Raw genomic sequence first — 23,250 nt, forward strand, 5'->3', positions numbered from 1 at the left:
TTAAAAATTAACAGCCGATAAGTGTGGGCGCTTGATGAAAGCGAGCTGATCCTCGGATCAGATAGCGAAAGTATCAAGAGTCTCACACTAAAGTAAGTCAGGTTTATGAAGTGATTCATATTCCTGTCAGCTTTGAGTGAGCGACCGGTTCTTAACCGAACCGAAAACAGTAACAGGTTTAAACTGAAGAGTTTGATCCTGGCTCAGATTGAACGCTGGCGGCATGCCTTACACATGCAAGTCGAACGGCAGCACGGGTGCTTGCACCTGGTGGCGAGTGGCGAACGGGTGAGTAATACATCGGAACATGTCCTGTAGTGGGGGATAGCCCGGCGAAAGCCGGATTAATACCGCATACGATCCACGGATGAAAGCGGGGGACCTTCGGGCCTCGCGCTATAGGGTTGGCCGATGGCTGATTAGCTAGTTGGTGGGGTAAAGGCCTACCAAGGCGACGATCAGTAGCTGGTCTGAGAGGACGACCAGCCACACTGGGACTGAGACACGGCCCAGACTCCTACGGGAGGCAGCAGTGGGGAATTTTGGACAATGGGCGAAAGCCTGATCCAGCAATGCCGCGTGTGTGAAGAAGGCCTTCGGGTTGTAAAGCACTTTTGTCCGGAAAGAAATCCTTGGCTCTAATACAGTCGGGGGATGACGGTACCGGAAGAATAAGCACCGGCTAACTACGTGCCAGCAGCCGCGGTAATACGTAGGGTGCGAGCGTTAATCGGAATTACTGGGCGTAAAGCGTGCGCAGGCGGTTTGCTAAGACCGATGTGAAATCCCCGGGCTCAACCTGGGAACTGCATTGGTGACTGGCAGGCTAGAGTATGGCAGAGGGGGGTAGAATTCCACGTGTAGCAGTGAAATGCGTAGAGATGTGGAGGAATACCGATGGCGAAGGCAGCCCCCTGGGCCAATACTGACGCTCATGCACGAAAGCGTGGGGAGCAAACAGGATTAGATACCCTGGTAGTCCACGCCCTAAACGATGTCAACTAGTTGTTGGGGATTCATTTCCTTAGTAACGTAGCTAACGCGTGAAGTTGACCGCCTGGGGAGTACGGTCGCAAGATTAAAACTCAAAGGAATTGACGGGGACCCGCACAAGCGGTGGATGATGTGGATTAATTCGATGCAACGCGAAAAACCTTACCTACCCTTGACATGGTCGGAATCCTGCTGAGAGGCGGGAGTGCTCGAAAGAGAACCGGCGCACAGGTGCTGCATGGCTGTCGTCAGCTCGTGTCGTGAGATGTTGGGTTAAGTCCCGCAACGAGCGCAACCCTTGTCCTTAGTTGCTACGCAAGAGCACTCTAAGGAGACTGCCGGTGACAAACCGGAGGAAGGTGGGGATGACGTCAAGTCCTCATGGCCCTTATGGGTAGGGCTTCACACGTCATACAATGGTCGGAACAGAGGGTTGCCAACCCGCGAGGGGGAGCTAATCCCAGAAAACCGATCGTAGTCCGGATTGCACTCTGCAACTCGAGTGCATGAAGCTGGAATCGCTAGTAATCGCGGATCAGCATGCCGCGGTGAATACGTTCCCGGGTCTTGTACACACCGCCCGTCACACCATGGGAGTGGGTTTTACCAGAAGTGGCTAGTCTAACCGCAAGGAGGACGGTCACCACGGTAGGATTCATGACTGGGGTGAAGTCGTAACAAGGTAGCCGTATCGGAAGGTGCGGCTGGATCACCTCCTTTCCAGAGCTATCTCGCACAAGTTGAGCGCTCACGCTTATCGGCTGTTGATCAAGACAGACTAGCTGTCTGCGGTTTAAACCGGTTATCATGCCGGCCGCTTTCAATAATCTTCAATGACAAACATTCGAATGAAGTTTGGTTCGAGTCTTTGTCATTGGCGATTGAGCCAGTCAGAGGATATCAACAGATATCGGCTGTCGTTCTTTAACAATCTGGAAGAAGTAAGTAATTTGGATAGCGGAAGCGTCTTGAGATGGACGTGGAAGTTATCCGGGTTGTGATTGTATCGATGTATCTCAAGATGATTCGGGTCTACTCCCTTCGGGAGTGGGGCCTGCGTAAGCGCTAAAGCGCTAACGCCGGACCGACATCAATTGGAATACGGCACAACGCGAGAACTCAACCTGTAGCGACTGTCGATGAGACAGACTCGTTATAGGGTCAAGCGAACAAGTGCATGTGGTGGATGCCTTGGCGATCACAGGCGATGAAGGACGCGGTAGCCTGCGAAAAGCTACGGGGAGCTGGCAAACGAGCTTTGATCCGTAGATGTCCGAATGGGGAAACCCACTCCTTTTGGAGTATCCATGGCTGAATACATAGGCCATGTGAAGCGAACGCGGTGAACTGAAACATCTAAGTAACCGCAGGAAAAGAAATCAACCGAGATTCCCAAAGTAGTGGCGAGCGAAATGGGATGAGCCTTGCACTCTTTATTTGTATTGTTAGCCGAACGCTCTGGAAAGTGCGGCCATAGCAGGTGATAGCCCTGTAGGCGAAAACAGTATGAAAGAACTAGGTGTGCGACAAGTAGGGCGGGACACGTGAAATCCTGTCTGAAGATGGGGGGACCATCCTCCAAGGCTAAATACTCGTGATCGACCGATAGTGAACCAGTACCGTGAGGGAAAGGCGAAAAGAACCCCGGGAGGGGAGTGAAATAGATCCTGAAACCGCATGCATACAAACAGTCGGAGCCTCGTAAGGGGTGACGGCGTACCTTTTGTATAATGGGTCAGCGACTTACGTTCAGTAGCAAGCTTAACCGTATAGGGCAGGCGTAGCGAAAGCGAGTCCGAATAGGGCGTTCAGTTGCTGGGCGTAGACCCGAAACCAGGTGATCTATCCATGGCCAGGATGAAGGTGCGGTAACACGTACTGGAGGTCCGAACCCACTAACGTTGAAAAGTTAGGGGATGAGCTGTGGATAGGGGTGAAAGGCTAAACAAACCTGGAAATAGCTGGTTCTCTCCGAAAACTATTTAGGTAGTGCCTCGTGTCTCACCTTCGGGGGTAGAGCACTGTCATGGTTGGGGGGTCTATTGCAGATTACCCCGCCATAGCAAACTCCGAATACCGAAGAGTGCAATCACGGGAGACAGACATCGGGTGCTAACGTCCGGTGTCAAGAGGGAAACAACCCAGACCGCCAGCTAAGGTCCCCAAATATAGCTAAGTGGGAAACGAAGTGGGAAGGCTAAAACAGTCAGGAGGTTGGCTTAGAAGCAGCCACCCTTTAAAGAAAGCGTAATAGCTCACTGATCGAGTCGTCCTGCGCGGAAGATGTAACGGGGCTAAGCTATATACCGAAGCTGCGGATGCGAGCTTTGCTCGCATGGTAGGAGAGCGTTCCGTAAGCCTGCGAAGGTGCCTTGTAAAGGGTGCTGGAGGTATCGGAAGTGCGAATGCTGACATGAGTAGCGATAAAGGGGGTGAAAGGCCCCCTCGCCGTAAGCCCAAGGTTTCCTACGCAACGTTCATCGGCGTAGGGTGAGTCGGCCCCTAAGGCGAGGCAGAAATGCGTAGCTGATGGGAAGCAGGTCAATATTCCTGCACCATTGTTAGATGCGATGGGGGGACGGATCGCGGAAGGTTGTCCGGGTGTTGGAAGTCCCGGTCGCTGCATTGGAGAAGGCGCTTAGGCAAATCCGGGCGCGTAATTCAAGGGTGTGGCGCGAGCTCCCTAGGGAGCGAAGCAATTGGAAGTGGTTCCAAGAAAAGCCTCTAAGCTTCAGTCTAATGATGACCGTACCGCAAACCGACACAGGTGGGCGAGATGAGTATTCTAAGGCGCTTGAGAGAACTCGGGAGAAGGAACTCGGCAAATTGGTACCGTAACTTCGGGATAAGGTACGCCCTTGTAGCTTGACTGGCCTGCGCCAGGAGGGTGAAGGGGTTGCAATAAACTGGTGGCTGCGACTGTTTAATAAAAACACAGCACTCTGCAAACACGAAAGTGGACGTATAGGGTGTGACGCCTGCCCGGTGCCGGAAGATTAAATGATGGGGTGCAAGCTCTTGATTGAAGTCCCGGTAAACGGCGGCCGTAACTATAACGGTCCTAAGGTAGCGAAATTCCTTGTCGGGTAAGTTCCGACCTGCACGAATGGCGTAACGATGGCCACACTGTCTCCTCCCGAGACTCAGCGAAGTTGAAGTGTTTGTGATGATGCAATCTACCCGCGGCTAGACGGAAAGACCCCATGAACCTTTACTGTAGCTTTGCATTGGACTTTGAACCGATCTGTGTAGGATAGGTGGGAGGCTATGAAACCGGAACGCTAGTTTCGGTGGAGCCGTCCTTGAAATACCACCCTGGTTTGTTTGAGGTTCTAACCTTGGCCCGTGATCCGGGTCGGGGACAGTGCATGGTAGGCAGTTTGACTGGGGCGGTCTCCTCCCAAAGCGTAACGGAGGAGTACGAAGGTACGCTAGGTACGGTCGGAAATCGTGCTGATAGTGCAATGGCATAAGCGTGCTTAACTGCGAGACCGACAAGTCGAGCAGGTGCGAAAGCAGGTCATAGTGATCCGGTGGTTCTGTATGGAAGGGCCATCGCTCAACGGATAAAAGGTACTCTGGGGATAACAGGCTGATACCGCCCAAGAGTTCATATCGACGGCGGTGTTTGGCACCTCGATGTCGGCTCATCTCATCCTGGGGCTGTAGCCGGTCCCAAGGGTATGGCTGTTCGCCATTTAAAGAGGTACGTGAGCTGGGTTTAAAACGTCGTGAGACAGTTTGGTCCCTATCTGCCGTGGGCGTTGGATATTTGAAGGGGGCTGCTCCTAGTACGAGAGGACCGGAGTGGACGAACCTCTGGTGTACCGGTTGTCACGCCAGTGGCATCGCCGGGTAGCTATGTTCGGAAGAGATAACCGCTGAAAGCATCTAAGCGGGAAACTCGCCTTAAGATGAGATATCCCTGGGGACTAGATCCCCTTGAAGGGTCGTTCGAGACCAGGACGTTGATAGGTCAGGTGTGTAAGCGCAGTAATGCGTTCAGCTAACTGATACTAATTGCCCGTAAGGCTTGATCCTATAACAAGTCTGCCTTGTAGATCGGCGCCGTGTGAAAGCACTGGCCGCGATCCAGAGCGACATGTTGGATTCTCGTGTGTGATACACACAACCTAATTACTGCTTCTTCCAAGATTGGTTGCGCTGCGAAGCAACGCAACAACCCCCTTTGCCTGATGACCATAGCGAGTCGGTCCCACCCCTTCCCATCCCGAACAGGACCGTGAAACGACTCTACGCCGATGATAGTGCGGATTCCCGTGTGAAAGTAGGTAATCGTCAGGCTCCCCTCAAGCCAGAAACCCCCGCCCGAAAGGCGGGGGTTTTTGCATTTGCGCGATGGAAATGTGCAGTGCGCCTAGTATGGGTTGCCGCTCATGCCGACAGGCTAAACGGCAGCGGACCTGAATGTCTGGCCCGCTGCGCTTGCATCGCAATCGGCGCTTGTCACAGTTACTAACGGTATCGAGTCTCGGGTGTTGAGCTACCTTAGCGGTGGTGACTTGCGACGCGCACCATGGGCAATGCACCGATCACATCGGCGTGATGATGAGTCGCTTGTCCTCGACGGTAATCCGGACGCGTTCTCCTGCCTCGAATCCCGCGTCCTCAAGCCATACTCGCGCGATTTTGATCCACGGGAAATACGTCGTGTTCAGCTTCCGGTGCGCTCTGATGGGCATCTCGAAATATGGAAAATTCGAGGGATGGCCAATCGGCATACCTTCTTGAGTTCTCGCCGCAGGAAATCAAGGCGTAGGCGTTGTCAGGCTTGACCGTGATGGTCAGGCGAGCGGTTGACGTGAACGACTATGGTCCGTCAGCAAGCGACAAAATTTCACTCCACCGAACGCTAATGGGTTCGCCATACTCTAGCCCTAGACTCCCGACATAGGTATCGATCGAGTGTGGCGAAAGACTTTGAAGCCACTGATCATGAGCGAGCCACTGGATCTGCACACACCAGTAGTTTCCGCGAGGCGCTGGATAGCCAGATTCGCTCATCCCGGTTTCTGAGACTTCTTCTGCACCAGAAACGATGCGCGTCAACGCAACTTCCTGTGTCGACGGACAGTAAAGAAGTAGAAGCTGGCTACTTAGTAAGGCTGCGCCGGCGTGAACACCACCGCGACGGCCTCCAGCTCGGACGTTGTACGACCTCCGTTCTTGAATCCAGCTCCAGTGTTCGTGGCTCTTCACAAAACCCAGAAGGACGCTTGCCTCTGGAGACGGTGAAGTGAGTGATTGCGTCGATGGCCCATGGAGTGACGTGTCGTAGGCTTCGCTTAGCCAGTACCGGCCGCGTTCGTGCCTGGTCAAACGCGCTGCCACGTGATCGAGTACGTCACTGATAAAGCGTTGTAGTGCGGATGTGCCACGCGCAATACCAGTATCTGTTGGTCGCAACACGAACGCCCCCAGTCCTGGCAGAAGTTCGTGATATTCCGGATATCTGAGGCCGTCTCCTTCATCGTCGCCACCTGGATAGAGAACATATGCCCCGGCGGTGCGATGGATAGCATCGCGGTATGCGTGCATCTTCAGTAGGTCATCACGGAGCGGGCCGCCGCGCTGTAAGCGTGTCGGCGATTCGGAACCGGCGGCGCTTTCCTCTTCATTGTCGGCGCCGAAAATTTCTCGAACAAAATCGACCCGATACTTAGCGTCGAAATGGAGCGCAATGGGTTCAAAAGGTGATGGCTCGTCGTTGGACGGGCTGATCAACAATGAGTAGTCCGGTCGCATGGGCCTCGTCCAGGATGTGATACCTGCCGAGCCTTGCCGATAGGTCCGATTGAAGCAGAGCTCCACGCGCATGCGTCGATCAAGGCGATTGATCTCTCCGGCTAGAACAGTTTCTACGCCGGTCCGGATGCCGACAGTCAATCCGTCCAACCGGGTCTGTACCAACGGACTCAGGTCGAACGAGTGGCCAACAAGATCGGCCACCACCTGTGATAGCTGAATGAACGCCCAGTACTCGTAAAGCGTTGCGACATCGCGCTGGCCGGCACCGTATACGTCGGGCGACGACTGCCAAGAGAGGCGCGCCGCAAACTCCGTTTCCACGTAGGCCTTGAAGATATCCCGATAGCCTTCGCGCTTCTGAAGCACTTGATCGTCCGCAGGAAATCTCGTGAGTCGTCCAACGTCGGTGAAGATGTCGTGATGCAGCACTTCTTCTAACCGAGACGTTACAACCGAAATTTCCCGCCGTCCGCGCGTTGTCGCTGGTGTCGTTTGGTTCTTGGAAAGACCTTGATCGATGTCGCCAAGTATCCGAAGCCATTGCTCCAGGGCAAATTTAACGAAACGATTTGGAGCGGTGTCGTGTGTTGCTTCGGTCTGCGCGAGCTCAAAGTAGGACGGGACGGACTTGAGCGCCCCGTCAGGCCAAGCAGACCGAGATCCGCCCTTAGCGAATTGCCGAAGGACATGTGAGTCCGCTCGTATGCCTGCACCAGCACGCACCATTTCGTTTGTTGTTTCCCACGCGGTGTGCGGACGACGAGTGATTTCGTGAAGCGCTCCTTGGAAGTTTTCGCTTTCGAACAGTGCTCGCAGGAACGTGAAGCGTTGATAGAGCGTGACGGCATCACGGGTGTCGTCGAGTTCGAAATTTGCATCGCTCACGGCGAAGCGGTTCATCACGAGTTCGGTCATTCGCTCAGCGATATCGCGCAGCATCCAGCGATACTCCGAGTGATATGAGAGTTTGCGGGATCGGACTTCGAGCTCAAGCTGGCCGAGTGTACTGATGTCGGTACGTAGGACAACGCGTATGGTGCCAGTGGCAAGCCCTGGCCGTAGGCGACCAGACATACCCTCCAAGGTATCGGGTTGAAACACTTCTTCGGGATCCGTGATCAGCGGACCGTCGCCAAGGCCGATGGTCTCCCAGGTGTACCGATATTCCATTCCCTCCAAGAGCTCGACCGTACCCGAACAGCCGTTTTCCGTGTCGGTGCTGTCTAAGCTCCAAAGAGTTGCGCGAGGAGCGGCAGAGCGACGGGGCAACACCGCAACGTGTAACTTTGCAGCGATGTTTCCGGTCGAATCCCGAAGGAGGGCGATAGCTTCTGAAACAGCTTGCACGGCTTATTCCGTAAAGCTCGCGAATTGATTGGCACGCAGGCTGCGGAGCATGCGGATAGCTTTGGCATAGGAAATCGGAAGAGCTGCGCCTTGCTCGGGTAGCGCTTCGACTTCTAATGTCGGTAGCTTGTCATCGGCTGCTACCGAATCTGGCAGGTCGCGGCAGAAATGCGCGATCGCCAGCAGCGGCGATTCGAGCCGTCTACGTGATCCGTGCAGTCTGGGAAGTACCTTCTGCATGACGATCCGATCGACAATCGCTGCTAGGCTGTTGATCCCAGCTTCTTGCACCAACGTTGCGAATCGTATCGCCTCATAGAAGACGCGATGACCGAACTCGAGGTTGTAACGGCTCAGCAATTCGTGCAGTTGCCGCAAGCGCTGCGTTAGCTCGATGATCGAGTCACCGGAGCGCTGCCGATGCCAGCTGTCGTCCTGCGCGATGCTCAGCAATCCTCTCACTAGTTCCTGATCACCGGCTACACACGGCTGCGGCTTAATGGCTTCAGTCGAAAGATCGCTGGAGTGCACACGAAATTCGAACGTGTTGGCGCGATCAAGTACCTTTGGTGAAAACATGTAGGTCGTCTCGTCGATGTTGACGGTACCCACAATCCACAGGTTTGCCGGAAGGGGGATTTGCTTATCAGCACCAGCTTTCAGTCGCCAGCAGTCGTCCGTCCCTTTGTGGAGGTTCGGAATGCATGGTTGACCGGACTCCATCCCCGATAGCACGTCAGCGAAGTAGCGTTCGACGTGTGCAAGGTTCATTTCATCCAGAAGGAGTAGGTACGGATGCTGTGGGTCAGCTGCCGCCTTTAGGATGAATTCCAACGGGGCCGGCACCGTCCAGGCACGGCGCCCATCGAGTTCGCGTTTAAGCGCGTCTTCATATCCGAACAACGCTTCAGCGCCCGTCCAATCGGGCCGCACTGCGGCAACGTGAAGCCGATCTTTGCCCAGCCACTCGCCGAAACGAATCGCAATTTGCGTTTTGCCCGAGCCCGAGAGCCCGGTCAGAATGACCAGCGGCTTGGTGACCAGACTTGAAATGAAGGATGTGACGAGCCCGTCGTGATGGTCGCCAAACTTCACGCCACTCGCGCGTAACGCGGTGCTGAATGTATCAATGGCCTCGCGCAGGTCTGCTCTAACCGGAAGCGGTTCGTCCGATTGCTCTGGTTCGACTACTTGTGAAAGCTCATTGTCATCGCTGACGGCAAGCACTTGGCTATAAATGTCGATTACATCGTCCAAATCCTGTTGCAGCTCGGCCATCGGCAATGGTTGCGTGAGGTCGTACGTCGCGCGAACAAAGGATGTGTCATAGCGATCCGGCACTCGACCATATCGTCCTTTAAACCATTCCTTTACCGTTTGTACTCCAGCCAGTTCGCCCCAGCTCAATCGGGAAGCACCTTCTTCGCTCACTCCATAGCACAGCAGTAATTGCTGCTGCTCCGCGTACAGAAGAAGGACGGGGTAAATGCCTTGGTTGACCGATTGCCCATCGCCAAGAAACGCGATCCAGGGAATCCGGGCAAAGTTGCCTTTACCAAAACTCACTCGAACTTTTAGATCTCGGTATACGCTGAGGTAGCCCCTTGTTCCGAGTTCCCTTCCATCACTCGCCTGCTTGAGAAAGCGATTGAGTAGCTCCGGAATGCCGTCTGACGATTCCTCTTTGGGTTCAACTTCGAAATCGAGACGTCGCAGCAACCGGAAGGCGGACGAAGCTTCGCCTCCGGAGAAAGCTGCACGATCTAGTGGCTCCCCCGTTGCTTGTTTAACAGCCAGGGACAGGACCAACTTTGGCGGGTAGCGCTTGCCGTCATAAATCAAATCGTAGCCGGTGGATTCCGCGTCCTTCGGCACACCTTCTTGATCGATTTCGTGCAGAGCCAATCGAATGTGCTCTGCCGTTACGTTCTCTGTTGCCGCAGCGAATGTCTCGCTACGCCACTCTCCCTTCAACGGGGGCACGTAATAGTCGAGCTGCGTCGTGCCGCGCTCTGTTTCAAGACGTTTTCGAATTGCTTGCAGTTCGCGATCCAATTGAACAGGATCCATGCGATTGACTACACGGCGCTCGTGCTTTGAATAGTGGCGAACAATAGTCTTGCGGTCGTTCTGCCCAAAGATCCGTTCGAAGTCGTCGGGGAACAGCAGGAAGAGCAGCATGTGACGAAACTGTCTTGCCTCCCAATCGGGGACCTGGCGGAGCCATTCATCGAATGCCCAACCGTCTCCGATCAACTCCAGTTGACGAATGCTGGTTAGCTCACTGAAGCGGCGGAGAAAGTTGATCAGGAAGACGAGCTCGCGCCATTGATTTTGATTGAAGCCGGGGCCGGCGCTCCCGACACCTGCGAGTACGTCGTCATCTAGCCAGCGCGAGTCCGTTGGTAACGTTTCGCCGGACCACGACCAAATAGCCTGGATAGTCTTGCGTTTGTGGGCTGCTGTGAGGCTACTTGGACAAAGGTACAGCAACCACATCAGTTCTGCGACCAGTTGCTTCGCGGAGTGCGCGGCCGGGGCGAGCTGACTCTCTAATTTCTCAAGAAACTTTCCGTCTCCGAGATCAGGGTTACGTACGAAGTGCTCGTCGAGCAAGTCGAGAACCGGCGGTGTCCAAAGCGGTTGATTGGTCAGGATTGAGCGGCTACCTAAGAGCGCCGCATCACGCCAGTGAATAGCCGCTTCCAAGATGGATTTGGGATCATCGTCTCCGCAGTACCTGCTCATACTTTGCCCCGTAGGTTTCTAAATATGGCGCCATGCAATCAAGGTTGCATCGCTAGATAACTCGTACTCTATTGTGGATCACAGTCGTTCGAGATCGGAATTGTACAAGCGCGAGAGGTTTGCGTTGTTGGCCGTGACATGTTCTCTCGGATATTGGTAGCGCGAGCAATTCCATTGCGGATCGAAGCTCGAGGAGCGACATGCTAATAGCGCGGGCCTGGGCTGGCTGCTAGGGCGCTTTCCGGCTTGTGGGCCTCATGCAAGCGATTTGTCGGTCCGCTGTTCGTCGGCAGCGGCGACGATGATCGGGCTACTTGGGTGTACGACCTCGTCTGCGAGGCGCAGCAACCGTCAGAGCAGCACCTATGACGTGATTCGCTACAACGGCCCGCAGTTCGCGTCGCCGATCGAAACATTCGCCCGTGTCGCAGTGCGAAGGCGTGCCGAGATCTTTGAGGCATCTGCGCAGCTCAGGATGATCCTATGCCAAAATCTCGGTCACGCTGCATATCGCAAAAAACACGTTTTAGGGCAATCGAGCATGCTGACCGGCGAAATCCGAAGCCAAATCAACGCCATCTGGGACTCATTCTGGTCCGGGGGGATTTCAAATCCGTTGGAGGTGATGGAACAAATCACCTACCTTCTGTTCATCCGCCGTCTCGACGAGATGCATACGCTGGAAGAGCAGAAGGCCGTCGTCACAGGTCGGCCTCAGGTCGACCGAATTTTTCCGCGCGGCAAGGACGAGAAAGGCCGGGAATACAGTGATCTTCGCTGGTCGCGGTTCAAGAATTTTGCCGCACCTGAGATGTACACGGTCGTTGGTGAACACGTCTTTCCATTCCTACGTGTATTGGGCGGGCAGGATACTGCCTATGCGCATCACATGAAGGATGCGCGCTTTACCATCCCAACTCCAGGCCTGCTCGCCAAAGTCGTCGACATGCTCGACCACGTCCCGATGGACGACCTGGATACCAAGGGCGACGTCTACGAATACATGCTCGGCAAGATTGCGAGCGCGGGCCAGAATGGCCAGTTTCGCACGCCGCGCCACATCATCAAGCTGATGGTTGCGCTGACCGAGCCGAATGCCGATGACGTCATCTGTGACCCGGCAAGTGGTACCTGTGGTTTCCTGGTGGCAGCCAGTGAGTACCTACGCGAAACTTATCCGAAGCTGTTGAACGATGCGGGCCGTCGCGAGCATTTCCACAACGGTATGTTCCACGGCTACGACTTCGACAACACCATGCTCCGCATCGGCAACATGAACATGGTGCTGCACGGGGTCGAGAATCCGGACATTTGCTACAAGGATTCGTTGGCACAGGATCATGCCGGTGATGAAGAGAAATACTCGCTCATCCTCGCGAATCCACCGTTCGCTGGCTCTCTCGACTATGAGAACACGGCCAAGGACCTGCTGGCCATTGTCAAAACGAAGAAGACGGAACTGCTTTTTCTGGCACTGTTCCTGCGACTGCTGAAGCCGGGGGGGCGCGCTGCCGTCATCGTGCCGGACGGCGTGCTGTTCGGCTCATCGAAAGCGCACAAGGAGCTGCGGCGGACTATTGTCGAAGACCAAAAGCTCGATGGAGTGATTTCGCTGCCGGCCGGCGCGTTCAAGCCGTATGCCGGCGTTTCCACCGCCATCCTGTTGTTCACGAAGACTAATTCCGGTGGCACGGATCACGTCTGGTTCTATGACATGGAAGCCGATGGTTGGAGCCTGGATGACAAACGTCAGCCACTTCTCGATGAAGACAAACTGGGTGTGATGCCGGCCCAGGCACTAACCGAGGCGGAGCACGCTAAGAACAATCTCCCTGATGTACTGGTGCGCTGGAAGCAGAGAAATGGTGCCGAGCGGGAGCATCCCCGTACGTCCCAGAGCTTCTCAGTTCCCAAGGCGGACATCGCTGCGCAAGGCTATGACCTGTCCATCAATCGGTACAGGGAAGTCGTACATGAGGAAGTTGAGCACCTGCCGCCGAAGGAAATTCTGGCGAAGCTGCAGGCACTTGAGGCTGAAATTCAGGCTGGTATGGCCGAGCTTGAGGAGATGCTCAAGTGACGAAGGTTATGCGGCTGGATTCGGTATGCGAAATTACGATGGGACAGGCGCCGAGCGGGGACACCTATAACAATTCTAATGAGGGATTGCCGCTTATCGCAGGCGCTGGAGATTTCGGTGAAATTTATCCAAAACCAAAGAAATTTACGACTGGTGCTTGGAAGAAATGCCGCCCCGGTGACATTGTGCTTGGCATTCGTGCAACGATTGGGGAGAAAGTTTGGTCAGATGCGGAGTATTGTTTAGGTCGTGGTGTGGCGGGACTTCGACCGAAGAGTGGGTTGGATTCCGTTTTTTTGTGGCATTGGCTTAGCCATCACGCACCGACGTTGGCAGCGAAGGGAAAAGGGGCTACATTTAAGCAAGTGAATCGAGACGATATTGGTTCTCTCGAAATTGCCCTGCCACCAGTTGAAGAGCAGCGCCGCATCGCGGCCATCCTCGATAAGGCCGACGAGTTACGCGCGAAGCGAAAGGCGGCGCTCACGCTGCTAGACAACATGGCACAGTCGAATTTTGTTGACATATTTGGAGATCCGGCAACAAATCGGAAGGGATGGCAGATAGGCACAATTGGTGACCTACTAGTGTCAGCCAGCTATGGAACGAGTGAAAAATCGATGCCAGATGGGGAGGTTCCTGTTTTGCGAATGAATAACATCACCCGAACTGGTGAGGTAGATCTTTCCGATCTGAAATTCATGAATTTATCGGAGAGCGAGCGAGAACGCTATCTTGTGAGAGACGGTGATATATTATTTAATCGAACGAATAGTGTTGAGCTCGTGGGGAAAACGGCGCTCTTCCGGCATGAAGTACCAATGGCTTATGCGGGTTACCTAATTCGGCTCCGTGTTGGTGGGGGTAATCGTCCAGAATATTTGTCTGGATTTCTCAATACGCCCTATGCGAAAAAGGTCCTGCGGGGAATGTGCAAGAGCATCATTGGTATGGCGAATATCAATGCGACTGAAATTAAGGCCATGAAAATAGCCTGTCCACCGCTTAAATTTCAGGCTGAATATGCAGAGCGGATTGATGGCTTGAGAAAGGCCAAAGCACTTCATCGACGAATGTTGACCGAGTTAGATGCCTTGTTCGCTTCCCTTCAATATCACGCCTTCCGTGGGACTCAATAAGTGAGCAACTTTGCCTTCCTCCAACCCGAGTGGCCCTTCCTTTATGAAGATGCACGCAAGGCGGAAGGCGCAGTCAACGGCGACCCGCGGGTCGCCTGTATCTATGCCCGCCGGTGCCTCGAGCTTGCAGTCGCCTGGCTATATTCCCACGACAATACCCTGAAGCAACCGTATCAGGACACGCTCAGCGCGTACATTTACGAGGCCACGTTTCGTAATGGCGTCGGACAGGCGGTATTCACCAAGGCCAGACTCATCAAGGATCTTGGCAATGAGGCCGCTCACAGTCAGAAAAAGCTCACTCAATCCGACGCACTAAATGCGGTCCGCGAGCTGTTCCACTTCTGTTATTGGGTTGCCCGTACCTATGGGCGTTGCTCCCGACCGGAGCCTGGCAAATCTTTTTCCATTGAACTGATTCCTGCCGCTTCGGTCGTGCCCCCGCATTCCCAGGTGCAGCTGCAGAAGCTGACTCAGGAGCTCCAACAGCGTGACGACAATCTGTCAGCGCTCCGTGCCGACTACGAGCAAACCAAGGGAGAACTGGAGCGGCTGCGGGACGAGGTAGCTGCTGCCAAAGCTGCGAACTCCGCTCAGCCGGATACCCATGATTATTCGGAAGCGGAGACTCGCAAGGCGTACATTGACCTCCTGCTGAAGGAAGCCGGCTGGAGGCTCGACCCGGCCAAGAACTTCGAGGTCGAGGTCACCGGCATGCCGAATGGGCAGGGTGTGGGTTATGCCGATTACGTGTTCTGGGGCGATGACGGCAAACCACTCATGGTCATCGAGGCTAAGCGGACCACGAAGAGCGCCTCGTTCGGTCAACAGCAGGTGAAGCACTATGCCGACTGCTTGGAGGCGATGTATGGGCAACGCCCCATCATCTTCTACTCGAGTGGCTACGAGCACTGGATGTGGGATGACCATTACTATCCGCCGCGCGAGGTGCAGGGTTTCTACAAGAAAGACGAATTGGAACTCCTGGTTCAGCGTCGGTCCAGTCGCAAAAAGCTGGGCGAGACGTTGATTGACGGGGAGATCATTGAGCGCCACTACCAGACGCGCGCAGTGCGGCGCGTCGGCGAGACATTTGAGAAGGAAAATCTTCGTAAATCCCTGCTCGTGATGGCCACGGGTTCGGGCAAGACAAGAACGGTGATTGCCCTAGCAGACGTGTTAATGCGGGCAAACTGGGCGAAGCGGATTCTCTTCCTTGCCGACCGCGTGGCGCTGGTCAACCAGGCTGTGAACGCCTTCAAGACACATCTTCCGTCTTCGTCGCCGGTCAATCTGGTGACTGAGAAGAATACGGATGGCCGTGTGTACGTGTCCACATACCCCACCATGATGAAGCTCATTGACGAAGCTTTTGACGGCAACCGTCGCTTCGGTGTGGGTTACTTCGACCTGGTCATCATCGATGAGGCACACCGCTCTGTGTACCAGAAGTACCGAGCGATTTTCCGATACTTCGATTCGTTACTCGTGGGCCTGACTGCCACCCCGCGAGACGAAATCGACAAAAACACCTACGGCTTGTTTGACCTCGAACCTGGTGTTCCAACGGATGCCTATGGCCTGGACGATGCCGTTGCCGAAGGGTATCTCGTCCCGCCCGTTGCTGTATCCGTCCCGCTCAAATTTCAGCGTCAGGGCATCAGATATGACGATCTGTCTGAAGAGGAAAAAGAGGAATGGGATGAGAAGGACTGGAACGACGAGGGCACGACGCCTGATGAGGTCGGCTCGGAGGATTTGAACAAATGGCTGTTCAACACCGATACCGTCGACAAGGCGCTCGAGGTGTTGATGCAACTCGGTCACAAGGTGGCGGGCGGCGACCGTCTCGGCAAGACCATCATCTTCGCCAAGAATAACGACCATGCCGATTTCATCGCCGAGCGTTTCAACGTGAACTATCCCCACCACAAAGGGAAGTTTGCCCGCGTGGTGACGTACAAAACCGAGTATGCGCAGTCGCTCATCGACGATTTCTCTGACAAGGAAAAAGCACCTCACATCGCCGTCTCCGTCGACATGCTGGATACGGGCATCGACGTGCCGGAGGTTGTGAATCTGGTGTTTTTCAAGATCGTTCGCTCAAACACCAAGTTCTGGCAGATGTTGGGGCGTGGTACTCGCCTGTGCAAGGACCTGTTTGGCCCCGGGCAGGACAAAAAGGATTTTTTCGTTTTCGATTTCTGCCAGAACCTCGAATTCTTCAGCCAGAATCCGAAGGTATCCGAAGGAGCGATGGCTGAATCTCTCACCACACGGCTGTTCAAGGCCCGGGTGGAAATGCTTCTGGAACTTGACAAGCGGCTTAAAGATGAGGCGGACGATGCTGCGGATGGCGAGCTGACTGTCGCGAGGCTACGCGGCGACACGGCAACGCTGTTGCAGGAGCGTGTTGCCGCGATGAATTTGGACAATTTTGTAGTCCGTCCGCATCGGCAATACGTCGAGCGTTACGCCGCCGCCGAAGCATGGAAAATCCTTGGCGACGAGCAGGTTCATGAACTTAATGTTCACGTGGCCGCACTCCCGTCAGAACAGGGCGATGAGGATGAAGAAGCCAAACGCTTTGACATTCTGGTTTTGCGAACCCAACTAGCTGTCCTGCAGGCCGCGCCCTCATTCGCAGGTCTTCGGGAAAAGATTCAGGCTATTGCCAGCGCACTGGAGGAGCAGATGGCGATTCCCGCCATCAAGGCTGAGGCGGAACTCATCCAGGCAGTTGCCGGCGAGGAGTGGTGGCAGGATGTAACGGTTCCCATGCTGGAGACGATACGGCGACGCCTTCGCGCTCTGGTCAGACTGATTCCGAAAGGGCAGAAGCGGATTGTCTACACTAGTTTCGAGGACGAACTCGGTGACATCGGCTTCGTCGAGCTGCCGCAGGTGATGGCCGGACTGAACATGAACAAGTTTCGGGAGAAAGCCCGCCAGTTTCTCCGGGAGCATGAATCTCATCTCTCCTTGCAACGACTGCGGCGGAATCAGCGGCTGACTCCGTCTGACTTAGAAGAATTGGAACGCATGTTGGTGGAAGCGGGTGGCACGCCTGCCCTCATCAACGAGGCGAAAGAGAAGAGCCATGGTCTCGGCATTTTCATTCGCTCCCTGGTCGGCCTCGACCGGGAGGCAGCAGCAGCAGCCTTCAGCATCTTTATTCAGGGTACGACGACAACCGCAGACCAAATCGAATTCATCAACCTGATTGTCCAGGAGCTGATACAGAACGGTTTCATGGAGGCCGGTCGCCTCTTCGAATCACCGTTCACTGACATCAATGCACAGGGGCCGTTTGGGGTGTTTCCCGAAGCGACTGTGACGCAAATAGTACGTGTTCTGGCAGAAATCCGAGAGCGAGCGGTTGCTTGAATCGGCGCGCTGCACACAAGCGCACATGTAGCTGCGGGAGCCGTAGCCAGCTCCGTTTGTAGCTGCAAAATCGCGGGCTTAAAGAACAACGGCCGCCTCGACTGAGGCGGCCGTTGTTCATTTTAGGCAATTTGTGCGACAAATGTGCTCAGGATATGCGTCCTTTTATTACCATGGGTTAGACGTCAATATTCCCCGCCCGCAACGCATTCGACTCGATAAACGCCCGCCGCGGCTCGACGTCATCCCCCATCAGCGTAGTAAAGATCCCATCCGCCGCAATCGCGTCTTCGATCTGCACCCGCAGCAGACGCCGCACTGCCGGATCCATCGTCGTTTCCCACAGCTGCTCGGGGTTCATTTCGCCGAGCCCCTTATAGCGTTGTTTCGAAACGTTCCGCTCTGCATCCGCCAGCAACCACTTCATCGCGCTCTTGAAGTCCGCCACGGCCATGCTGCGCTCACCGCGCTTGATGACCGCGCCTTCCCCAATCAGCCCCTTGAACGTATTCGCGGTGGTCACGAGCTGCTGATAATCCGCCGTGTGCTGGAATTCCTGGTCGATGACCGAAACCCGCACGTTGCCGTGATGCGTCCGCTCGACATGCAGCGCCCGCTGTTCGCGAACCGCGTCATACGAAGGCACGACCCGCACTTCGTTCTTCAGCGCTTCATCATGCAACGCAGCATGCAGCGCCTTAGCCGAAGCCTCAGTCGACTCCTCATTGGAAAGATCGATCACCACGCCATCCATAACGGCTTCCAGCGCGGCCGGGTCATACAACCGGCTCAACCGATCGATCACGCTCTGCGACAGCAGATACGACCGCGCCAACTCCCCAAGCGCATCCCCAGAAATCGCCGCCGCATTCTCCCCAGGCACCAGCTCCGACCCTTGCAGCGCCAACCGCAGCATGTGCGCGTTGAGCTCCACGTCGTCCTTCAGATACCGCTCGTCCTTGCCCGCCTTGATCTTGTAAAGCGGCGGCTGCGCGATATACACGTACCCGCGCTCGATCATGTCCGGCATCTGGCGATACAGGAACGTGAGCAGCAGCGTCCGGATGTGCGCACCGTCGACGTCCGCGTCGGTCATGATGATGATGCGGTGATAGCGCAGCTTGTCGAGGTTGTAATCTTCCTTGCCGATGCCGCACCCAAGCGCGGTCACGAGCGTGACGATCTGCTCCGACGACAGCAGCTTGTCGTAGCGCGCCTTCTCGACGTTCAGCACCTTGCCGCGCAGCGGCAGGATCGCCTGGAACTTGCGATCACGCCCTTGCTTCGCCGACCCACCTGCCGAGTCACCCTCGACGATGTAGATTTCGCACTTCGCCGGGTCTTTCTCCTGGCAGTCCGCGAGCTTGCCCGGCAGGCCGACGCCGTCGAGCACGCCCTTGCGGCGCGTCATTTCACGCGCCTTCCGCGCAGCATCCCGCGCACGCGCGGCTTCAACGATCTTCCCGCAGATGATCTTCGCGTCGATCGGCGTCTCGAGCAGGAACTCTTCGAGCGCCTTCGCCACAACTTCCTCAACCGGCGCACGAACTTCGGAAGAAACCAGCTTGTCCTTCGTCTGCGAGCTGAACTTCGGCTCCGGCACCTTCACGGAGAGCACGCACGACAGCCCTTCGCGCATGTCGTCGCCGGTCGTCTCGACCTTCGCCTTCTTCGCGATTTCGTTGTCGGTGATGTACTTGTTGATGACGCGCGTCATCGCGGCCCGCAGGCCGGTCAGGTGCGTGCCGCCGTCGCGCTGCGGAATGTTGTTCGTGAAGCACAGCACGTTCTCGTTGTAGCTGTCGTTCCACTGCATCGCGACTTCGACGCCCACGCCGTCCTTCTCGCCGTTCGCGAAGAACACGGTCGGGTGCAGGTTGGTCTTCGTCTTGTTGATGTACTCGACGAAGCCCTTCACACCGCCGGCAAACGCGAAATCGTCTTCCTTGCCCGAGCGCAGGTCGGTGAGGCGAATCCGCACGCCGTTGTTCAGGAACGAAAGCTCGCGCATCCGCTTCGCGAGGATGTCGTAGTGATACTCGACCGTGCCGAAAATGGTCGGATCGGCCATGAAATGCACTTCGGTGCCGCGGTTCTCGGTGTCGCCCGTAACCAGCATCGGCGACACTTCCACGCCGTCCACCACCTCGAGCACGCGATCCTGTGCGACGCCGCGATGGAACTCCATGAAGCGCTTCTTGCCGTCGCGGCGCACGGTGAGGCGCAGCCAGCTCGACAGCGCGTTCACGCACGACACGCCCACGCCGTGCAGGCCGCCCGATACCTTGTAGCTGTTCTGGTCGAACTTGCCGCCCGCGTGCAGCTCGGTCATCACGATCTCGGCGGCGCTGCGCTTCGGTTCGTGCTTGTCGTTCATCTTCACGTCGGTCGGAATCCCGCGGCCGTTGTCGGTCACGGAAATCGAGTTGTCGGCGTGAATCGTCACGTGGATGTCGTTGCAGTACCCGGCCAACGCTTCGTCGATCGAGTTGTCAAGCACCTCGAACACGAGGTGGTGCAGACCGGTGCCGTCCGACGTGTCGCCGATGTACATCCCGGGGCGCTTGCGCACCGCTTCCAGACCTTCGAGGATCTGGATCGACGAAGCGCCGTAGCTGCTGTTATCGGGTTGCGAATTGTGCTGTTCACTCATGGATATCTTCCGGTTCTGCGGGGCCACTCTCGTGGCGGCGCGGTGCGTTTCAGCGAGAAATCGCCGGGCCGCTCCAGTTTCCTGGCCCGCCCCAAGTGCCGAAAAGGCACTAAAAGGGCGGGTTGTCGGTTCGCCATAAAAACGCCAAAGGGGCTTGCCGCCCCCTGGTGTGTGTCGCGATGTCGAGCGCGTCAGATGCGCATCGGCATCACGACATACTTGAACTCGTCGTTCTCGGGCACGGTGATCAGCGCGCTCGAGCTGGCGTCGCCGAGGCTCACCTGCACGGTGTCGACCTTCAGGTTCGCGAGCACGTCGAGCAGATACGTGACGTTGAAGCCGATGTCGACGGTATCGCCCTGGTAGGCGATTTCGAGTTCTTCCTGCGCCTCTTCCTGATCGGCGTTGGTCGACATGATCTTCAGCTGGCCCGGCGCGATGATGCAGCGCACGCCCTTGAACTTGTCCGAGGTCAGGATCGCCGCGCGCTGCAGCGAACGCTGCAGTTCTTCACGGCCGATCTCGAACGTGTTCTTGTGCGCCTTCGGGATCACGCGCTGGAAGTCGGGGAACTTGCCCTCGACGAGTTTCGACACGAGCTCGACCTGGCCGAACGTGAACTTGGCCTGGGTTTGCGCGATGTCGATGGTGACGGTGTCGTCGATGTCTTCGAGCAGGCGCTGCAGCTCGAGAATCGTCTTGCGCGGCACGATGACTTCCTGGCGGCCGAACGTGCCGCCTTCGAGCTTCATCGACGAGAACGCGAGGCGGTGGCCGTCGGTGGCCACGGCCATCAGCTGGTCGCCGTCGACGACGAGCAGCATGCCGTTCAGGTAGTAGCGGATGTCCTGCTGCGCCATCGCGAAGTGCACCATGCCGAGCAACTGGCGGAACGACTTCTGCGGGACGGTGAGCGTGGCGCCGAAATCCTTCGCCTGCGCGACGGTCGGGAACTCGTCGGCCGCCAGCGTCTGCAGCGCGAAGCGGCTCTTGCCCGATTGAACGGTGAGGCGCTTGTCGGCGAGCGACAGCGTGACCTGGCCGTCAGGCATCGCGCGCAGGATGTCGAGCAGCTTGCGGGCCGCGACGGTGGTCGCGATCTGGTCGCCGCCGACGCCGAAGTCGGCGCGCGTGGTGATCTGCAGCTCCAGGTCGGTCGACAGGAATGAAACGTCCGGGCCGTTCTTGGTGATCAGCAGGTTGGCGAGGATCGGCAACGTATGGCGGCGTTCGACGATGCCGCTGACCGTTTGCAGCGGCCTGAGGAGGGTGTCTCGTTCGGTCTTGACCAGTTGCATAGAGTTCCTTCGTTGAGTAACGGCCTGCAGCGCAGCAGCCACGCAGCGCCCCGCCGGCCGGGCTCTTGGCCCGCCACCACCGGGGCGGTCAAACCAGTATTGTGCCTCAAAACCGAACCGCCCCCCTTAAATTGGGGCGGAGGCCGAATTATCAAGCGCGGTGCGCGCGCTCAGCCCTTCAGCGTCTGTTCCAGCACGTGCAGCTCGTGGTTGAGCTGCGCGTCCTTGCTGCGCTCGTCGGCGATCTTGCGCACCGCGTGCAGCACGGTGGTGTGATCGCGCCCGCCGAACAGCTCGCCGATTTCCGGCAGGCTCTTCTGCGTGAGTTCCTTCGCCAGGTACATCGCAATCTGCCGCGGCCGCGCGATGTTCGCGGGGCGCTTCTTCGAGTACATGTCCGCGACCTTGATGTTGTAGAAGTCGGCGACGGTCTTCTGGATGTTCTCGACCGAAATCTGCCGGTTCTGCACGGTCAGCAGGTCCTTCAGCGCTTCCTTGGTTAGCTCGATCGAGATCTCGCGGCCGTGGAACTTCGAATACGCGAGGATCTTGCGCAGCGCGCCTTCGAGCTCGCGCACGTTCGAGCGCAGGTGCTTCGCGACGAAGAACGCGACGTCTTCCGACAGGTTCACGCCTTCCGACTGCGCCTTGCGCATCAGGATCGCGACGCGCATTTCCAGCTCGGGCGGCTCGATCGCGACGGTGAGGCCCGAGTCGAAGCGCGAGATCAGGCGATCGTCGATGCCGGAGATTTCCTTCGGATACGTGTCGCTGGTGATGATCACCTGCGCCTTGTTCGCGACCAGCGCCTCGAACGCGTAGAAGAATTCCTCTTGCGTGCGCGACTTGCCGGAGAAGAACTGGATATCGTCGATCAGCAGCAGGTCGAGCGAGTGGTAGTAGCGCTTGAAGTCGTCGAACGCCTTGCGCTGGTACGCCTTCACCACGTCCGATACGTATTGCTCGGCGTGGATGTAGCGGATGCGCGCGCCGGCCTTGTCGAGCAGCAGCTGGTTGCCGATCGCGTGGATCAGGTGGGTCTTGCCGAGGCCGACGCCGCCGTACAGGAACAGCGGGTTGTACGAGATGCCGGGATTGTCCGCGACCTGGATCGCGGCGGCGCGCGCGAGCTGGTTCGCCTTGCCGGTCACGAAGTTGTCGAACGTGAGCACCGGGTTCAGTTTCGAGCGCTCGTACATCGAATCGGCTTCGCCGCCGTTCGCGGGCGCGGCGCCCGGGCCCGGACGCCATGTGCGGCGGCCGGCCGCGGCTTCGTGCGCGGGCAGGCTCGGCAGGTCGATGTCGGCGTCGTCGGCGTTCAGGTGGTGTGCGGCGGCCGCCGACGGCGTCATCGGCACGTCGGCCGGCGCGGCAGGCGCAGCGGAAGCATTCGCGGTCAGGTTGGCGGCGATCGCGGCGACCGTCGCGGCCGGGCCGTTCGGGGTCAGCGGCGCACGCGGGGCGGCCGGTGTGGCGCCTGCGGCGGCGCTGCGCATGCCGGCCTTCGGATCGAGGACGAACTGGACTTCGATCGGCGTGTTCCAGAATTCACGGGCCAGATCGGAGATCCGGCCCGAAAACTGGCTCTTGACCCAGTCCAGCTTGAAGCGGTTCGGCGCGGCGATGGACAGCGTGTTCGCCGACGCATCGAAGGCCACCGGGGCCAAGGGTTTGATCCACGTCACGTACTGCTGGGGCGTCAGCTCGCGCTCCAGCAGTGCGGAACAGTGTTGCCAGAAATCGTTCATCAAGTAACTGTCGTTTTTTGCGTGCACAGCGCGGCTCGCCGGCGCCCTTGTCGCAGTCGCGCAACAAGGCCCGAAGCGGTCGTGCGAG

General features: G+C 56.9%; 9 protein-coding genes and 3 rRNA genes. 6 read left to right on the forward strand and 6 right to left on the reverse strand.

The genetic code is table 11. From position 1 onward, the window contains the following. Positions 1–180 precede the first annotated feature (180 nt). The 3 genes from BLS50_RS08530 (at position 181) to rrf (ending at position 5,298) form a co-directional block, all read left to right on the forward strand. Positions 181–1,713: ribosomal RNA gene (locus BLS50_RS08530) — 16S ribosomal RNA — on the forward strand. A gap of 439 nt (positions 1,714–2,152) precedes the next feature. Beyond that, positions 2,153–5,034 (forward strand): 23S ribosomal RNA (locus tag BLS50_RS08535). 151 nt (positions 5,035–5,185) lie between these two features. After that, positions 5,186–5,298: ribosomal RNA gene (gene rrf / locus BLS50_RS08540) — 5S ribosomal RNA — on the forward strand. The 16S, 23S and 5S rRNA genes sit together here, the layout of an rRNA operon. A gap of 248 nt (positions 5,299–5,546) precedes the next feature. Here rrf and BLS50_RS08545 read toward each other — a convergent pair. The 3 genes from BLS50_RS08545 to BLS50_RS08555 all read right to left on the reverse strand — a co-directional run bounded on the left by BLS50_RS08545 (position 5,547) and on the right by BLS50_RS08555 (position 10,857). Further along, positions 5,547–5,735 (reverse strand): SymE family type I addiction module toxin, encoded by a 189-nt coding sequence (locus BLS50_RS08545; RefSeq protein WP_074801903.1) that lies wholly within the window; start codon positions 5,733–5,735, stop codon positions 5,547–5,549. An 88-nt stretch (positions 5,736–5,823) separates the two neighbouring features. After that, complete coding sequence (locus tag BLS50_RS08550; protein WP_074801906.1) at positions 5,824–8,109, reverse strand: DUF2357 domain-containing protein; 2,286 nt, start codon at positions 8,107–8,109, stop codon at positions 5,824–5,826. A 3-nt stretch (positions 8,110–8,112) separates the two neighbouring features. Further along, positions 8,113–10,857, reverse strand: a complete 2,745-nt coding sequence (locus BLS50_RS08555; RefSeq protein WP_074801909.1) for an MrcB family domain-containing protein — start codon at positions 10,855–10,857, stop codon at positions 8,113–8,115. 541 nt (positions 10,858–11,398) lie between these two features. Here BLS50_RS08555 and BLS50_RS08560 point away from each other — a divergent pair. The 3 genes from BLS50_RS08560 to BLS50_RS08570 are packed head-to-tail and all read left to right on the forward strand — an operon-like array spanning position 11,399 to position 17,463. Further along, entirely contained in the window at positions 11,399–12,937 is a 1,539-nt protein-coding gene (locus tag BLS50_RS08560) for a type I restriction-modification system subunit M (protein WP_074802779.1), read from the forward strand. Next, the gene (locus BLS50_RS08565) at positions 12,934–14,076 is read left to right on the forward strand and encodes a restriction endonuclease subunit S (RefSeq protein WP_143028326.1); all 1,143 of its coding nucleotides are present in this window, start codon (positions 12,934–12,936) and stop codon (positions 14,074–14,076) included. Before BLS50_RS08560 ends, BLS50_RS08565 begins: the two co-directional genes overlap by 4 nt. Continuing rightward, on the forward strand, positions 14,077–17,463 hold the full coding sequence (locus BLS50_RS08570; RefSeq protein WP_074801912.1) for a DEAD/DEAH box helicase family protein: 3,387 nt from the start codon (positions 14,077–14,079) through the stop codon (positions 17,461–17,463). Between the two features lie 178 nt (positions 17,464–17,641). Here the strand turns inward: BLS50_RS08570 and gyrB are convergent, their stop codons facing one another. The 3 genes from gyrB to dnaA form a co-directional block, all read right to left on the reverse strand. After that, positions 17,642–20,116 (reverse strand): DNA topoisomerase (ATP-hydrolyzing) subunit B, encoded by a 2,475-nt coding sequence (gene gyrB, locus BLS50_RS08575; RefSeq protein ID WP_011546516.1) that lies wholly within the window; start codon positions 20,114–20,116, stop codon positions 17,642–17,644. 191 nt (positions 20,117–20,307) lie between these two features. Next, positions 20,308–21,414 carry a DNA polymerase III subunit beta gene (dnaN, locus tag BLS50_RS08580; protein ID WP_006490996.1) on the reverse strand — a complete coding sequence of 369 codons (1,107 nt, stop codon included), beginning with the start codon at positions 21,412–21,414 and terminating at the stop codon, positions 20,308–20,310. A gap of 170 nt (positions 21,415–21,584) precedes the next feature. Continuing rightward, positions 21,585–23,162 (reverse strand): chromosomal replication initiator protein DnaA, encoded by a 1,578-nt coding sequence (gene dnaA / locus BLS50_RS08585; RefSeq protein WP_218133152.1) that lies wholly within the window; start codon positions 23,160–23,162, stop codon positions 21,585–21,587. Between the last annotated feature and the right edge of the window lie 88 nt (positions 23,163–23,250).

It is taken from the genome of Burkholderia orbicola (assembly GCF_900100915.1).
Lineage (GTDB): Bacteria > Pseudomonadota > Gammaproteobacteria > Burkholderiales > Burkholderiaceae > Burkholderia > Burkholderia orbicola.

Excerpts from the sequence above, each read along its gene's own strand:
- gyrB (WP_011546516.1), bottom strand. The coding sequence starts at position 20,116 with ATGAGTGAACAGCACAATTCGCAACCCGATAACAGCAGCTACGGCGCT.
- BLS50_RS08545 (WP_074801903.1), bottom strand. The coding sequence starts at position 5,735 with ATGCCGATTGGCCATCCCTCGAATTTTCCATATTTCGAGATGCCCATC.
- BLS50_RS08555 (WP_074801909.1), bottom strand. The coding sequence starts at position 10,857 with ATGAGCAGGTACTGCGGAGACGATGATCCCAAATCCATCTTGGAAGCG.
- dnaN (WP_006490996.1), bottom strand. The coding sequence starts at position 21,414 with ATGCAACTGGTCAAGACCGAACGAGACACCCTCCTCAGGCCGCTGCAA.
- dnaA (WP_218133152.1), bottom strand. The coding sequence starts at position 23,162 with ATGAACGATTTCTGGCAACACTGTTCCGCACTGCTGGAGCGCGAGCTG.
- BLS50_RS08560 (WP_074802779.1), top strand. The coding sequence starts at position 11,399 with ATGCTGACCGGCGAAATCCGAAGCCAAATCAACGCCATCTGGGACTCA.